Below are 15,197 nucleotides of genomic sequence, written 5' to 3' on the forward strand. Positions count from 1 at the left end.
GTTTTAATATTCTCGCTATGATGAAGCCACTCTTCCCCTGTTCGCGAGAAAATTATGCTGATCGATTTACGCAGTGACACCGTTACGCAACCTGATGCCGCCATGCGCCAGGCCATGGCTAATGCCAAAGTCGGCGATGATGTGTATGGCGATGACCCGACGGTGAATGCTTTGGAAGCCCAAGCCGCCAGGTTGTCAGGTAAAGAGGCCGCATTATTCCTGCCGACCGGCACACAAGCAAATTTGGTGGCACTGTTGACTCACTGTCAGCGTGGTGAAGAGTATATTGTCGGGCAAAAAGCGCATAACTATCTGTATGAAGCCGGTGGAGCTGCAGTGCTTGGTAGTATTCAACCACAGCCTATTGATGCAAATGATGACGGTACTTTGCCACTGGATAAAGTTTTAGCTGCGATCAAGCCCGATGATATTCATTTTGCCCAAACCCGGCTGTTAAGTTTGGAAAATACCCACAGCGGAAAAGTATTGCCACTGAGTTACTTACAGCAGGCATGGGCATTGACTCGTGAACAGAAACTGGCACTACATATTGATGGTGCTCGTATTTTTAATGCCGCCGTGGCATTGAATGTCCCGCTGAGCGAAATCACACAATATTGCGATACCCTGACAATCTGCCTCTCCAAAGGGTTAGGCGCGCCTGTTGGCTCATTACTGTGTGGCAGCGCTGAATACATTAAACGCGCGCGTCGTTGGCGCAAAATGACCGGCGGCGGTATGCGGCAGGCCGGAATTCTGGCAGCAGCAGGGCTATATGCATTAGAGCACAATGTCACGCGACTAAAAGATGACCATGACAATGCCCTCTGGCTGGAACAACAACTGCGTGCGCTAGGGGTAGAGATAGTGGCTCCGGGAGCGCAAACCAATGTGCTGTATATTAAACAATCCGCTGAATTAGCCGCCAAACTGGGCCCGTGGATGCGCGAACGTGGGGTATTAATCAGTGCTGGCCCCATCACCCGAATGATTACTCACATCAATATTAGCCGTACGGATTTGGAAAAAGTCGTCACGCTATGGCGTGAGTTTTTGAGCGAGCAGTGCTCATGACACCGCAGCGGATATTGGTGCTGGGCGCCAGTGGCTATATTGGTCAGCATCTGGTGCCGAGACTCAGCCAGCAAGGGCATAGGGTCACGGCGGCAGCTCGTCGTATCGAGTGGCTAAAAGAGCAACCCTGGCCGGGGGTCGATTGCCGTTTTGTCGATCTTTATCAGCCCTCAACCCTTATTACCGCGCTGCAAGATATTGATGTCGTCTATTATCTGGTACATGGTATGGGCGACGGACAGGATTTGATTGAGCAGGAACGCCTGGCCGCTACCAATATGAAAGCGGCGCTCCAACAAAGTCCGTCAGTAAAGCAGATCATTTATCTCAGTGCATTACAGCCGGATGATAACAGTTCCCCTCATCTGATTGCCCGTAAACTAACCGGTGACCTGCTTTGTCAAAGTGGTATTCCGGTCACGGAGCTGCGCGCCAGTATTATCGTCGGCCCGGGTTCTGCCGCTTTTGAAATCATGCGCGATATGGTTTATAACCTGCCAATTCTGACACCACCGCGCTGGGTTAGGTCGAAATCATCACCGGTTGCGCTGGAAAACCTGTTGGTTTACTTAACGGAAATACTCAATCATCCGGCTTTAGAAAGCCGCATTTTTGATGTCGCCGGGCCAGAATACATTAGCTATCAAACGATGTTCGAGCGCTTTATTGCCATCAGTGGTAAGCGGCGCTGGCTGGTTCCCATTCCGCTCCCTACCCGCTTTATCTCGGTTTATTTTATTAACATGGTCACGTCGGTGCCTACATCGATTGCCAGCGCATTGATTGAAGGGCTAAATCACGATCTACCTGCGGATGGTAAGGCGTTACAAGCACTTATCCCCCAGCAACTGATCAGCTTTGACGATGCTGTCAAAGAGACATTGCGCCGTGAAGACGAAGTGGTGGATTCGCCCGACTGGGGCTATGACCCCGAGGCTCGCGCCCGTTGGCGACCGGGTTATGGCTTTTATCCCAAACAAGCTGGCTGCCAACTCTATACCTCGGCTTCCAGCGAAGCATTGTGGCATGTGGTACAGCAAATTGGCGGCAAAGAGGGGTATTTCTATGGCAACCCATTATGGAAAACCCGCGCCTGGATGGATGACCTTGCCGGTGGCGGTGTCGTTTATGGCCGTCCGGACAGAGAAACACTGGAATTAGGTGATCTGATTGATGGCTGGAAAGTTATCACGCTCAAACCGCTGCGTCAGTTGGCCATGATGTTTGGCATGAAAGCACCAGGCCTTGGTCGGTTAACCTTTACCATCAAGGATTTGGGTGGACGACGCAGTTTTGATGTTCGGGCATGGTGGCATCCGGCGGGCTTTAATGGATTACTGTATTGGTTTGTGATGATGCCAGCTCATCTGTTTATTTTCCGTGGAATGGCAAAACGCATCACTACGCTAGCGGTGCAATATGACCGCGAACGCAACCACAAGAGCGACGAATAACACTGCAAATTCAAGTATGCACAACATCCCAAAATTAATTGGAGTTGCAGCCAACAACGCTGCAACTTCAAGTAAGCGGGGGATTCTGATTGCATAGCGCTGCATTTCACGAAAGAATGGCATCTTATTTGCTGGATGAATAGATAAAAGCTCTAGCATTCTGATTTTTGGTGGGAACCGAATTCGCTATGAAGGTATTGGTCACCGGTGCAACCTGTGGGTTAGGCCGAAATGCCGTTGAATATCTCCGTCGTCAGGGTATCAAAGTTATCGCCACCGGCAATAACCCGGCGATGGGTACATTATTGACAAAAATGGGCGCTGAATTTATTCATGCAGACCTGACGAATCTGGTTTCCTCGCAGGCGAAAGCCATGCTGGCTGATGTCGATACGTTGTGGCATTGCTCCAGTTTTACCTCGCCATGGGGCACAGAGCAGGCTTTCGAACTGGCTAATGTCCGCGCCACACGCCGCCTGGGCGAATGGGCCGCCGCTTATGGTGTGGAGAATTTTGTTCATATCTCCTCACCTGCCATTTATTTCGATTATCACCACCATCGTAATATTCAGGAAGACTTCCGCCCAGCACGTTTCGCCAATGAATTCGCGCGAAGCAAGGCGGCAGGAGAGGAAGTGATTCAGCAATTAGCGCTGTCCAACCCGCAAACTCATTTCACTATTTTGCGCCCGCAAGGTCTCTTCGGCCCGCACGATACCGTGATACTGCCGCGTCTGCTGCAAATGATTAAGTATTATGGCACTCTGCTGCTACCCCGTGGCGGTGATGCACTGGTGGACATGACCTACCAGGAAAATGCCGTACATGCGATGTGGTTAGCAACCCAAAGCCAGAATACACAGTCTGGTAGGGTTTATAATATTACTAATCAGCAACCCCGCCCGCTGCGCACCATCGTGCAACATCTGCTGGAAGAGTTGGATATGCCGTGTCGTATTCGCTCAGTGCCCTACCCAATGATGGATATCATGGCCCGAACTATGGAAAAACTGGGAAATAAAGCCGAAAAGGAACCGATATTGACCCATTATGGTGTCGCTAAACTTAATTTTGATCTGACGCTGGATACTCACCGTGCTGAATTGGAATTAGGGTATCGCCCGCAGGTGTCATTGGATGAAGGCATTATCCGCACAGCCCGTTGGTTAAAAGAGCACGGCAAGTTGCGTGGTTGATAATCGCCTTTAGCAAATCGGGTGTTTTCCTCACCCGACATTATCTATGTTAAGGTTATCGCCTCCCATCATTGTTATAAAGGGAGCCAACACTTATTTATCGCAGACATTCTCTGATAGGGTAAGTGATTAAATAGATAATAAAACTCTGGGCGTTCAACCATGTCTTCTATCATCAACAGCTTGATCCTGATTATTCTTTATTTTATTCCTTTTATTATTGCCAAAAATCGCAACCATAATAAAACAGCTTCTATTTTTATAGCTAACCTGCTGTTTGGATGGACATTAATCGGCTGGGCTGCGGCTTTCGTTTGGTCAGTGTCAGCAGATGTTGCCCCCTTAGGCGTCATATCTAAAAAAGATCTTAAGAAGCATCTACCTGAAATAAAATGTCCATTTTGTGGTTCCATGAATATAGCCAACACCACCGTTTGCCATGCATGTGGCAAAGACAGTGCAATAATGGCAAGCAGCGCCCGGCTAAATTCAGCCACTAAAATTGTCAGTTATGCCCGAAAAGCCCCATCAGAAGGGATTGTCGGTTTGCAAGGCAAACCCGGTAAAAAATATAAATCTCAGATTAATATTAATAATAACTAGCCGCTTAGCCCGGAATAGCAGCAAAAGACAGTGCAGGAAATAGGTTTATACTAATATAACGTTAATAACCACAATCGCTTTCATAACAGATTCTTCCACTTAAGGTCATCATATGAAAAAGAAAAATATTGCCCTGATTCTTCCACTTGCCATTTTGCTTAGCGCTTGTAGTAATACCGTTGATCCAGCATACAAAGATATCAGCAGTCGCACGGCACCTTGTATTGACGGTGGGCCGGACACAGTAGCGCAAAAATTCTATGACTTGCGAATTCAGCAAGTCGGTAATAAGAGTGGCTTGCCCGATGATAATCTGTCAGCCCAATTTCGCCCTTATCTGAGTCAGGCGCTTTATGAACAGATTCAAACCGCCAGAAAGCAAGTGGGTAATCGCACCTCTGCGGTAAATACCACACAAACCATTAATGGCGATATCTTCAGCAGTTTGCGTGAAGGCAACACCAGTGCGGATGTTGCCAGTGCTTCAACCATTCCCAATACCGATGCGCGGAATATTCCATTGCGCGTCAATTTGACGCATCAGTCGGCCGGTGGGCAGTCAGTGGTGTGGCAAGACGAAGTGCTGATGATCCGCGAAGGAACCTGCTGGGTGGTCGATGATATCCGCTTTATGGGCATCTCAGCCCCAGCCAGCAGCCTGCGCCAACTTCTGGGTGATCACTAACCAGACCAAAATGCAGCCAACATCACCCCTGCTATTTTGAAAAAAAAGAGTATCCCCTATAGATTTCAAGTTGTAGGCAGGCGGCAAGCGAACGCATCCCGATGAGCTTACTCAAGTAAGTGATTCGGGTAAGTGAGAGCGGCCAACACACCTACAATTTGAAAGATGACGGGTATGTACCGGTTTTATTCCAGTAAACCGGTACTCCTTGATTTACAAACATATTCTCATTTTGATTATTTTTTAACCCATTGCTGCGGTTGCTCTGTCAGATTAATTCATCGCATGACAAATTCCCTCTGATGGCATTCAAATCCAAATGTTATGCTATTTTTTGCCCCTGATGCTGGTTATTAATAAATTTTAACGCACAAAGATTGCATAAGTATGCCGCGGAAGTTACCATTCACGGCATCATTGGCTATTCAGATTTGGCGCATGAGTATTCAACTTAACGGAATTAACTGTTACTACGGCGTGCACCAGGCGCTGTTCGACATTACCTTAGACTGTCCTGCGGGCGAAACCTTAGTGTTACTGGGGCCAAGTGGTGCCGGTAAAAGCTCGTTATTGCGTGTGCTTAACCTGCTGGAAATGCCACGTTCAGGAACCTTGCAGATAGCAGGTAATCACTTTGACTTTTCTCAGGCTCCGGGCGCAAAAGCTATTCGCGAATTACGCCAGAATGTGGGAATGGTCTTCCAACAATACAATCTTTGGCCGCATCTCTCTGTGATACAGAATCTGATTGAAGCCCCTTGCCGCGTGCTGGGTCTGTCAAAAGATGAGGCTATGGCGCGGGCAGAAAAGTTACTGACCCGTCTGCGTTTGACTGATTTTGCCGATCGCTTTCCGTTGCACCTATCAGGTGGCCAGCAACAGCGTGTGGCTATTGCCCGCGCATTGATGATGGAACCGCAGGTTTTGTTGTTTGATGAACCAACTGCGGCGCTTGACCCAGAAATCACAGCGCAAATCGTCAGCATTATCCGTGAGTTGGCAGGAACCGGGATCACTCAGGTGATTGTCACCCATGAGGTTGAAGTTGCCCGTAAAACGGCCAGCCGCGTGGTTTACATGGAAAACGGCCACGTCGTCGAACAAGGTGATGCCAGCCACTTTACACAACCAACAACCGAAGCCTTTGCCAGCTATCTGTCACATTGATATCTATTTAGGAATTTGCGATGAAAAAACTAATAATTGCTGCCGTCCTTGCCAGTATCAGTTTGTCCGCCTCTGCCGCGGAAACTATTCGTTTCGCTGCTGAAGCCACTTACCCGCCATTCGAATTTATTGATGCCAATAATAAAATGCAGGGCTTTGATATCGATCTGGCTAATGCACTGTGTAAAGAGATGCAAGCCGAATGTACCTTCACCAATCAGGCTTTCGACAGTTTGATCCCGAGCTTGAAATTCAAACGTTTTGACGCGGTTATCTCCGGGATGGACATCACCCCTGAGCGTCAAAAACAAGTGGCGTTCACCCAGCCTTATTATGAAAACTCTGCACTGTTTATTGCTGAGAAGGGCAAAGTGGCTGATTTAGCGGCCCTGAAAGGTAAGCGTGTAGGGATGCAAAATGGTTCTACTCATCAAAAATACCTGATGGAAAAACACCCTGAAATTACCGCCGTGCCTTATGACAGCTATCAGAATGCCATTCTTGACCTGAAAAATGGCCGTCTGGATGCAGTATTTGGTGATACTGCGGTGGTCAATGAGTGGTTGAAGCAAAATAACCAATTGGCGGCTGTGGGTGACAAAGTGACTGACGCTGACTATTTCGGCACCGGTTTAGGAATTGCCGTTCGTCAGAACAACACTGAGTTACAGGGTAAGTTAGATGCTGCACTGGCGAAAGTTAAAGCAGATGGCACCTATCAGACAATTTATAAAAAATGGTTCCAGCAGTAATTTAAGCACCCATGAATGAATTTCAACCTTTAGCAAGCGCCGCCGGCATGACTGTCGGCCTTGCCGTTTGTGCACTGGCCCTCGGTCTGATTCTGGCGATGTTGTTTGCCGTCTGTGAATCGTCACGCTGGAAGGTTGTCAGCTACCTGACAACCGGCTGGGTCACCATTCTGCGCGGGCTACCAGAGATTCTGGTGGTTCTGTTTATTTATTTCGGCTCATCCCAATTGTTGATGATGCTATCAGACGGTTTCACCTTAAATCTTTATCTGTTTGAACTGCCGATTAAGCTCAATATTGATGATTTTGAGGTCAGCCCGTTCCTGTGTGGTGTTATCGCACTGGCCCTACTCTATTCCGCTTATGCGTCGCAGACTTTACGCGGCGCACTGAAAGCGGTGCCTGTTGGACAATGGGAATCAGGTCAAGCTCTGGGCTTGAGTCAGACGGCTATTTTCTTTCGCTTGATTATGCCGCAGATGTGGCGTCATGCCTTACCAGGCTTAGGCAACCAGTGGTTGGTACTGCTAAAAGACACCGCGTTAGTGTCACTTATCAGCGTTAATGACCTGATGCTTCAAACCAAAAGCATTGCCACCCGGACTCAGGAACCTTTCACCTGGTATGTTATTGCCGCAGCTATTTATTTAGTGGTGACCCTATTGAGTCAGTATGTACTCAAGTGGATTGAACTCCGTACCACCCGTTTTGAACGGAGCCCATCCTGATGCTGGAATACTTACCCGAGATCCTAAAAGGGCTGCACACCAGCCTGACATTGACCATTGCCTCTTTGCTGGTCGCTTTGGTGTTGTCATTGCTGTTTACCATTGTGTTGACACTGAAAACACCCATCGCCACACCACTGGTCAAAATCTATATCACGCTGTTCACCGGTACTCCGCTGCTAGTCCAGATCTTTTTGATCTACTACGGCCCCGGCCAATTCCCGGCGATTCGTGAATACCCGTGGTTATGGAACCTGCTGTCGCAACCTTGGCTATGTGCCATGATTGCCCTGGCATTGAACAGCGCGGCCTATACTACTCAACTGTTCTATGGTGCGGTGCGCGCGATCCCTGCCGGCCAGTGGCAATCTTGCGAAGCGCTGGGGATGTCTAAGGCTCAGTCATTACGTATCTTGCTACCATTTGCATTTAAACGCGCACTCTCATCCTATTCCAACGAAGTGGTGCTGGTGTTCAAAAGTACTTCACTGGCTTACACCATTACATTGATGGAAGTAATGGGTTACAGCCAACTGATGTACGGCCGTACCTATGATGTGATGGTATTTGGTGCCGCAGGACTCGTTTATCTGGTTGTGAATGGGTTGCTGACACTGTTTATGCGGGTAGTGGAGCGCAGAGCATTGGCGTTTGAGCGGCGTAATTAAGATTAGTTTTATCACTTGCGGTTTAGTTAACAGGATTTAGTTAACAGAATTTAGTGATCCGGTTCGGTTGTTAGGGCTTCACAGCTCACCTGACCTTCGATGAACCAACCGGCAAAGGGGCCATAAGCGTGGCCCCTTATGCAATCCCGCGCTTGCGCGAAATATTACTGCTATTCGCAGTCCCCTCCGGCAGCCGTTGGCCTTATCGAGCCAGCGCGAGTCGCTTCCTGCTCCAGCGCGCTTTTCGCCGCCGTCCATGGCGGCTCACTCGGGCCATCGTCTTTGTCGGCAATATTCCTGATTGCGCTCAAGGTCAAAAGAGAAAATCAAAATCATGGTTTTGATTTTGATGTTAAAAGCACATTTGAGCTGCCGAGTGAAGAATGAAGGTAGGACGCGAGGCATGGATGCCGAGCGAGCCGTGCTTGAACAGGAGCGAATCACGGCGGTCCGTCAGCGGAATGATGAGTGAGGGAATCCACAAAGTGGACAAGCGATACGTGCGCAAGCGCAGGGGTTCCAAGGGGGTTACGCGCTTGTAACCCCTTTGGCGGTTGAGGCACCCAATGGCAAGGTGATCACCGCAATCATGTCAACCGAACATGATCACAAAACGAATATCAACCGAAATCCAATCCAAATACCCTCCCCTCCCTTTATCTCTTAAAAATAAAAACTAAATTTTTAATCACATTACTTGCATATAAATTCATAAAATGGCAATGTAATCCACATCATTCATCCAAATAAATTGCGATGAAGCATCATCAGTCATAATAAAATCAATAACTAATAACACATTCAAATAAAAAAATTCAGACAGGAGTTTAAGCATGAAAAAGTTACTATTGGCAACAATCTTAAGTGGCGTGGTTTTTAGCGCAACCGCCACCGAAACCATCCGTTTCGCTGCTTCAGCAACCTACCCGCCTTTTGAATCTATCGGTGCCAATAACGAAATTGTTGGTTTTGATATGGATTTAGCAAAAGCATTATGTAAGCAAATGGAAGCCAACTGTACATTCACCAATCAGGCCTTTGATAGCTTGATCCCAGCGCTTAAATTCAAACGTTATGATGCGGTTATTTCCGGTATGGACATCACGCCTGAACGTAGCAAACAAGTGGCATTTAGCCAGCCTTACTATGCTAACTCGGCCATTGTTATTGCCCCGAAAGGTAAATTCACTTCTTTCGCCGATCTGAAAGGCAAGAAGATCGGGATGGAAAACGGCACTACGCATCAGAAGTATTTACAGGATAAACACCCAGAAATTCAAACTGTGGCTTATGACAGTTACCAGAATGCCATTATCGATCTGAAAAATGGTCGTATTGATGGGGTGTTTGGTGACACCGCGGTAGTAAATGAGTGGTTGAAAACTAATCCGAATCTGGCAGCAGTTGGCGAGCATGTCACTGATCCACAATACTTCGGCACCGGTCTGGGTATTGCGGTGCGCCCGGATAACACCGCGTTGCTGGAAAAACTGAATAAAGCCATCGACGCAGTGAAAGCTGATGGCACCTATAAGGCCATCAATGATAAGTGGTTCCCACAGTAATACCCTTTGTACTTTCTCCCTAGACTACAGCTTCAAGGGCAAAGGATATACCCAAAGACATTGGAGTTGTAGGTAGGCGGCAAGCGAATGCATCCCGATGAGCTTACTCAAGTAAGTGATTCGGGTAAGTGAACGCAGCCAACACCCCTACAGCTTCAAGGGCACAGGTTATACCCAAAGACATTGGAGTTGTAGGTAGGCGGCAAGCGAACGCATCCCGATGAGCTTACTCAAGTAAGTGATTCGGGTAAGTGAACGCAGCCAACACCCCTACAGCTTCAAGGGCGCAGGTTATACCCAAAGACATTGGAGTTGTAGGTAGGCGGCAAGCGAACGCATCCCGATGAGCTTACTCAAGTAAGTGATTCGGGTAAGTGAACGCAGCCAACACCCCTACAGCTTCAAGGGCGCAGGGTAAGTAAGGTTAGGACTTCGTAGTGAGCGGTATGCGGAAACATATCAAACAACTGCACCCGCTCAATGCGATAGTCCGCTAACAAACTGATGTCTTTTGCCATTGTCTCGGCATTACAGCTTGAATAGAGAATGAATTGCGGTGCCATTTGGCTAAGATATTCACACAGTTGCGCACCAATGCCACGCCGTGGTGGATTAACCAAGACCAATTGTGGCACTTGTGTTTCTGCGGTAGCGAATTGGGTTGAATCCAGGGCGGCAAAAGTGACATTTTTCAGTCCCAATTGATCTGCCGACTGGCGTGCGCAGGCGATAGCTTCGGCACTGATTTCAATTCCGGTCAGCCGAGTTTCAGTATCCGCACAATGTAGGCCAAAGCCCCCCACTCCACAAAATAGATCCCACATGCTATCAATCTTCAGTTCGCGCACCCATTGGCGTGCTGTGGCATACAGTGATGCCGCAACCTGTGGATTTGTCTGGAAAAAACTTTGTGGGCGGATAAACAACGGCACCTGATTAAAGATTTCTGGTAGCGCCTGTTGTTCGGTTAATGGAATCTCCTGCTCCCCTTCCAAAATCGCCATATGTACTGGCTGAATATTCACCGAGATAACTGCCAGTTGGGGTAATTGTTGCTGTAACCAGGGTAAAGCCGCTTGCAGCTGCACCAGCTTGGTTTGTGAGCGCAGTACAAAGCGCAACATTAGCTCGCCGCTATAAGTGCTTTCCGTCAATAACAGGAATTTCAGTTCACCGCGCTTGCGGGCAACGTTATAAGGAGTCAGCCCTGCACGGGCAATAAACGTTTTTAGTACCGCAAATACCGGTGCAAAGCTGGCTGGATAAAGCGGGCATTCGCATAAATCAACCGGAGTGCCATCACGGTGCAACATCCCTAATAATGGGCGCTCAACACTGCCGCTGACCACCATTTTGGCTTTATTACGAAAAGCACTCTCCTGCCCGAAAACCGGTGACAGCCACTGAATGACGCGGTGATCAGATAGCAGATTTTCTAAATGATTTTGTTTATCAGCTAGTTGCTGAGGATAAGATTTATCCAGCCACTGACAGGAACGGCAGAGACCCGCCGTATATTGTGCGCAATGCATTAATAATTAACCGTTATAATCTGAGAAATTAGCTACAGCCGAGGCTATTGATAGGGGAGAATTGTAGCACTGTGTTACGCTAAACACTCATTTTGCTGACCGAAAATAGCGATGCCAGGGGAAAAACAGTAAACCGAGAATAACCACATCGGGGATCTTTTGTAGCAGCAAACTATGCAAAATTTCAGCCCCCGTATCGCCTTCGATCCGGAAAACATCGACATCCAGTACCAGCCAATCCAGTGATGCCATCAGCAAATAGATAATTACCAGCAATTGGCAGGCCACATAACACCAACGCGCCCAGTTTTGCCGCAGGCACACCGCCACGCCGCACACCATTTCCAACAACAAAATCAAAATACTGGCAATGAAAATTAGGCCGGAATCCCAGCTTTGCATACTTTCATAGATAAAACTGCCGGTTCCCCCCCAACCCAGCGTCGCCACCAATAGAATTACGCCGACGAAGCGGGTCGCAATAATAGCGGTTCCGGCAATTAAAACCGGGACGGGTGTGGTGGCAGCAGATGAAAACGCTGCGGGTGAAAATAACAGTCTCATATTACCCAGTCTGTCTCCCTATTCTGGTTTTGTAATCTGATGTTATCCCTGACAATAACGCCGCTTTAGAGCGGCGTTATAAGTTAATGAAAGACTAACAGTTTTAAGGCTAATCAGCCATTTATTATCAATCAACCACGGGCGGCTTTACGTAATTCACGTAACCGCTGTTTTTCCGAGCGGGACATAAACCACCACGCGATTAAGCCGATAATCCCGACCACCAGCAAAATAAGCGTCGCCAGTGCATTTATCTCTGGATTGACCCCCATACGCACACTGGAGAACACCAGCATCGGCAACGTTGTCGCGCCCGGCCCGGCCACAAAGCTAGCTATCACCAAATCGTCCAGCGATAAGGTAAAGGCCAGCAACCAGCCAGAAATTAATGCTGGAGCAATCATTGGCACGGTAATCACGAAGAAGACTTTCAATGGGGTCGCCCCTAAATCCATCGCGGCCTCTTCGATTGACCGGTCTAATTCGCGCAAGCGGGAACTGATAACCACTGTTACATAGGCGGTACAGAAGGTCACATGTGCCAGCCAGATGGTGAACATACCGCGCTCTGCCGGCCAGCCGATAGCATGCCCCATAGCAACAAACAGCAACAGTAACGACAAACCGGTAATGACGTCGGGCATTACCAGCGGTGCGGTCAACATAAAAGCAAAACCGGTCGAGCCACGAAAACGGCCAAACCGCACCATGACTACTGCGGCTATCGTCCCCAACACCACCGCCATGGTGGCCGAGGCGGCGGCAATAGTGAGACTCAGCCCAACTGCGGATATCATCGCCGAATCATTGAACAGCTCAATATACCAGCGGATAGACCACCCTGCCCATACCGTCACCAGTTTAGAGCTGTTAAACGAGTAGATAACCAGCATCAACATTGGCGCATACAAGAAGGTATAGCCGACAATCAAGATAACCCGACGCCAGACCGAACGCACTTCCGGTAAGTTATTCATACCGCGCCTCCTGGCTCTTTATTCTGGTGTTTGTGGAACCAGATAATCGGCACTATCAGTAGCACTAACATCACCGTTGCAACTGAGGAGGCTACTGGCCAGTCACGGTTATTGAAGAATTCTTGCCATAAAATACGGCCAATCATGATGCTATCCGGCCCCCCGAGCAGCTCAGGAATAACAAATTCGCCTACTGCCGGAATAAATACCAACATAGAACCGGCCACGATCCCCCCTTTGGTCAAAGGCACAATCACACTGACAAAGGTTTTAAATGGCTTCGCCCCCAGATCCAGTGCCGCTTCCACCAATGAATAATCCAGTCGGGTCAGTGCAGTATAGATAGGCAGCACCATGAAAGGCAGATAGGAATAGACCACGCCGATATAGACCGCCAGATTGGTGTGCAGAATAATCAACGGTTGATCGATAATTCCGGTCCAGATCAGGAAGTTATTCAGAATGCCATTATTTTTCAGGATGCCCATCCAGGCATAAACCCGAATCAGGAATGAAGTCCATGACGGCAGGATCACCAACAGCAATAAGATATTGCGCGTGGATGACTTGCTGTGAGCTATCGCCCACGCCAATGGATAACCGATAATCAGGCAACACAAGGTCGATACCGCAGCCACTTGCAGAGATTGCAGGTAAGCATCGATATACAGTGGATCATCAAGCAGTTGCAGATAATTGCCAAGATTGAGCGAGATATCCAGCTTGCCGTCCAGCCAGGTCACCAGGTCGGTATAAGGCGGAACTGCCCGCGCCATCTCTGCCAGACTGATTTTGAAGACAATCAGGAACGGCAACATAAACAGCAGGAATAGCCATAAATAAGGGATGCCGATAACCAATTTGCGGCCATGCGACATTTGGAAACGTTGAATCAGCGCTTTAACCGGCCCCACCGCGCGGGTCGGTGGTTCTGCTGCTCCATGAGTGGATTCTGGTATCACAATATTTTGCTCCCCTAATGATCAGCTACAGGCCGATCAGTTACCCAAGACGACACAGCTGTCAGCATCCCAGCAGAGTTGTACTTCATCACCCCAGGTTGGCATCCCTTTGCGGTAACGATGGCCGTTCTGTAGCTGTGCAGTGAGCATCTGTCCGCTGTGTAATTTCACGTGATAAATGGACAAGTCGCCCAGATAAGCAATGTGCACCACTTCACCAACGGCAAAGTTGCAACCATCCTCCGGCACCTGTTCACACAACATCACTTTTTCTGGCCGCAGCGCGACAAAGACGGGAACACCATCAACCACTGACGCGTCTGAATCCACTTTCAATGGATGGCGCAGTCCGGGGCTGTCAATCACCAGCGCATCATCTAAACGCTCTTTTAATACGCCTTCAAACACATTCACCGAGCCGATAAACTCAGCACTGAATCTGCTGTTAGGATGTTCGTAAATCTCTTCCGGCTCACCAATTTGCACGAACTTACCACGGTTCATAATGGCGATGCGCCCGGCCATGGTCATGGCCTCTTCCTGGTCGTGGGTAACCATCACGCAAGTTGCTCCGACACGCTCCAGAATATCCACCACTTCGAGTTGCATACGGTCGCGCAGTTTTTTATCCAACGCGCCCATCGGCTCATCCAGCAACAGCAGTTTTGGCCGTTTGGCCAGGCTGCGAGCCAAAGCGACCCGTTGGCGTTGGCCGCCGGACAGCTGATGTGGCTTACGTTTGGCAAACTCTTGCATATGTACCAGAGTTAGCATCTCTGCCACCCGGCTTTTAATTTCATTAGCAGGCAATTTGTCTTGTTTCAAACCAAACGCGATATTTTGCTCAACAGTCATATGTGGGAACAATGCATATGACTGGAACATCATATTAATTGGGCGCTGATAAGGCGGTACATGCGACAAATCCTGCCCATCGAGGACAATTTGCCCCTGTGTCGGCTGTTCAAAGCCAGCCAGCATTCGCAACAAGGTGGATTTTCCACACCCTGAAGCCCCTAACAGCGCAAAAATCTCACCTTTGTAGATCGTCAAATTGACATCATCTACCGCGGCCTGACCATCAAATGATTTGGTTAAATTGCGAATCTCCAGCAAGGGTGTAAACACCTTCTGGGATTTTGGCTGTGGGCGGGGAATTACATCATTCACTCAGCGTGCTCTCCGTAAAAGCAGAACAGGCCGCATTCGAGGTGCGGCGCAATAAAAAACAGGAACAGGAAGATAACCCCCTGTTCCTACCATGATCTAT

General features: G+C 48.6%; 16 protein-coding genes. 11 read left to right on the forward strand and 5 right to left on the reverse strand.

Annotated features, from left to right (window positions below):
- The first annotated feature begins 54 nt into the window (after positions 1-54).
- The 11 genes from ltaE to FTB31_RS03070 all read left to right on the forward strand — a co-directional run bounded on the left by ltaE (position 55) and on the right by FTB31_RS03070 (position 9,892).
- Positions 55-1,074, forward strand: coding sequence for a low-specificity L-threonine aldolase (ltaE, locus tag FTB31_RS03020; protein WP_050078480.1), 1,020 nt, complete (start codon positions 55-57; stop codon positions 1,072-1,074).
- On the forward strand, positions 1,071-2,528 hold the full coding sequence (locus FTB31_RS03025) for a DUF2867 domain-containing protein (RefSeq protein ID WP_050078481.1): 1,458 nt from the start codon (positions 1,071-1,073) through the stop codon (positions 2,526-2,528). Before ltaE ends, FTB31_RS03025 begins: the two co-directional genes overlap by 4 nt.
- 188 nt (positions 2,529-2,716) lie before the next feature.
- Positions 2,717-3,724 carry an NAD-dependent epimerase/dehydratase family protein gene (locus FTB31_RS03030; protein ID WP_077294897.1) on the forward strand — a complete coding sequence of 336 codons (1,008 nt, stop codon included), beginning with the start codon at positions 2,717-2,719 and terminating at the stop codon, positions 3,722-3,724.
- Between the two features lie 162 nt (positions 3,725-3,886).
- Complete coding sequence (locus FTB31_RS03035; RefSeq protein ID WP_050078483.1) at positions 3,887-4,327, forward strand: superinfection immunity protein; 441 nt, start codon at positions 3,887-3,889, stop codon at positions 4,325-4,327.
- A 112-nt stretch (positions 4,328-4,439) separates the two neighbouring features.
- Positions 4,440-5,012 carry a lipoprotein gene (locus tag FTB31_RS03040; RefSeq protein ID WP_050078484.1) on the forward strand — a complete coding sequence of 191 codons (573 nt, stop codon included), beginning with the start codon at positions 4,440-4,442 and terminating at the stop codon, positions 5,010-5,012.
- A gap of 438 nt (positions 5,013-5,450) precedes the next feature.
- Entirely contained in the window at positions 5,451-6,179 is a 729-nt protein-coding gene (gene artP / locus FTB31_RS03045; RefSeq protein WP_005162824.1) for an arginine ABC transporter ATP-binding protein ArtP, read from the forward strand.
- Between the two features lie 20 nt (positions 6,180-6,199).
- The gene (gene artJ, locus FTB31_RS03050) at positions 6,200-6,931 is read left to right on the forward strand and encodes an arginine ABC transporter substrate-binding protein (RefSeq protein WP_019079903.1); all 732 of its coding nucleotides are present in this window, start codon (positions 6,200-6,202) and stop codon (positions 6,929-6,931) included.
- An 11-nt stretch (positions 6,932-6,942) separates the two neighbouring features.
- On the forward strand, positions 6,943-7,659 hold the full coding sequence (gene artQ / locus FTB31_RS03055; RefSeq protein WP_050078485.1) for an arginine ABC transporter permease ArtQ: 717 nt from the start codon (positions 6,943-6,945) through the stop codon (positions 7,657-7,659).
- Positions 7,659-8,327, forward strand: a complete 669-nt coding sequence (gene artM / locus FTB31_RS03060) for an arginine ABC transporter permease ArtM (RefSeq protein ID WP_005162844.1) — start codon at positions 7,659-7,661, stop codon at positions 8,325-8,327. The genes artQ and artM overlap by 1 nt, the downstream gene beginning before the upstream one ends.
- 128 nt (positions 8,328-8,455) lie before the next feature.
- Positions 8,456-8,671 (forward strand): hypothetical protein, encoded by a 216-nt coding sequence (locus tag FTB31_RS03065; RefSeq protein ID WP_175631717.1) that lies wholly within the window; start codon positions 8,456-8,458, stop codon positions 8,669-8,671.
- Between the two features lie 489 nt (positions 8,672-9,160).
- On the forward strand, positions 9,161-9,892 hold the full coding sequence (locus FTB31_RS03070; protein WP_077294899.1) for an arginine ABC transporter substrate-binding protein: 732 nt from the start codon (positions 9,161-9,163) through the stop codon (positions 9,890-9,892).
- Between the two features lie 401 nt (positions 9,893-10,293).
- Here FTB31_RS03070 and rlmC read toward each other — a convergent pair whose 3' ends face one another.
- From rlmC to potG, 5 genes are all read right to left on the reverse strand, one after another.
- The gene (rlmC, locus tag FTB31_RS03075; protein WP_077173882.1) at positions 10,294-11,424 is read right to left on the reverse strand and encodes a 23S rRNA (uracil(747)-C(5))-methyltransferase RlmC; all 1,131 of its coding nucleotides are present in this window, start codon (positions 11,422-11,424) and stop codon (positions 10,294-10,296) included.
- Positions 11,425-11,511: 87 nt separating this feature from the next.
- On the reverse strand, positions 11,512-11,988 hold the full coding sequence (locus FTB31_RS03080; RefSeq protein ID WP_077173881.1) for a YbjO family protein: 477 nt from the start codon (positions 11,986-11,988) through the stop codon (positions 11,512-11,514).
- Between the two features lie 131 nt (positions 11,989-12,119).
- A complete protein-coding gene (gene potI, locus FTB31_RS03085) occupies positions 12,120-12,965 on the reverse strand; it encodes a putrescine ABC transporter permease PotI (protein ID WP_019079909.1) in 846 nt (281 codons plus the stop codon).
- Positions 12,962-13,927, reverse strand: coding sequence for a putrescine ABC transporter permease PotH (gene potH, locus FTB31_RS03090; protein WP_050077821.1), 966 nt, complete (start codon positions 13,925-13,927; stop codon positions 12,962-12,964). The genes potI and potH overlap by 4 nt, the downstream gene beginning before the upstream one ends.
- 36 nt (positions 13,928-13,963) lie before the next feature.
- Complete coding sequence (gene potG / locus FTB31_RS03095; RefSeq protein ID WP_005162870.1) at positions 13,964-15,097, reverse strand: putrescine ABC transporter ATP-binding subunit PotG; 1,134 nt, start codon at positions 15,095-15,097, stop codon at positions 13,964-13,966.
- Positions 15,098-15,197: the final 100 nt, after the last annotated feature.

The sequence above is a fragment of the Yersinia proxima genome (assembly GCF_902170785.1).
GTDB classification, from domain to species: domain Bacteria; phylum Pseudomonadota; class Gammaproteobacteria; order Enterobacterales; family Enterobacteriaceae; genus Yersinia; species Yersinia proxima.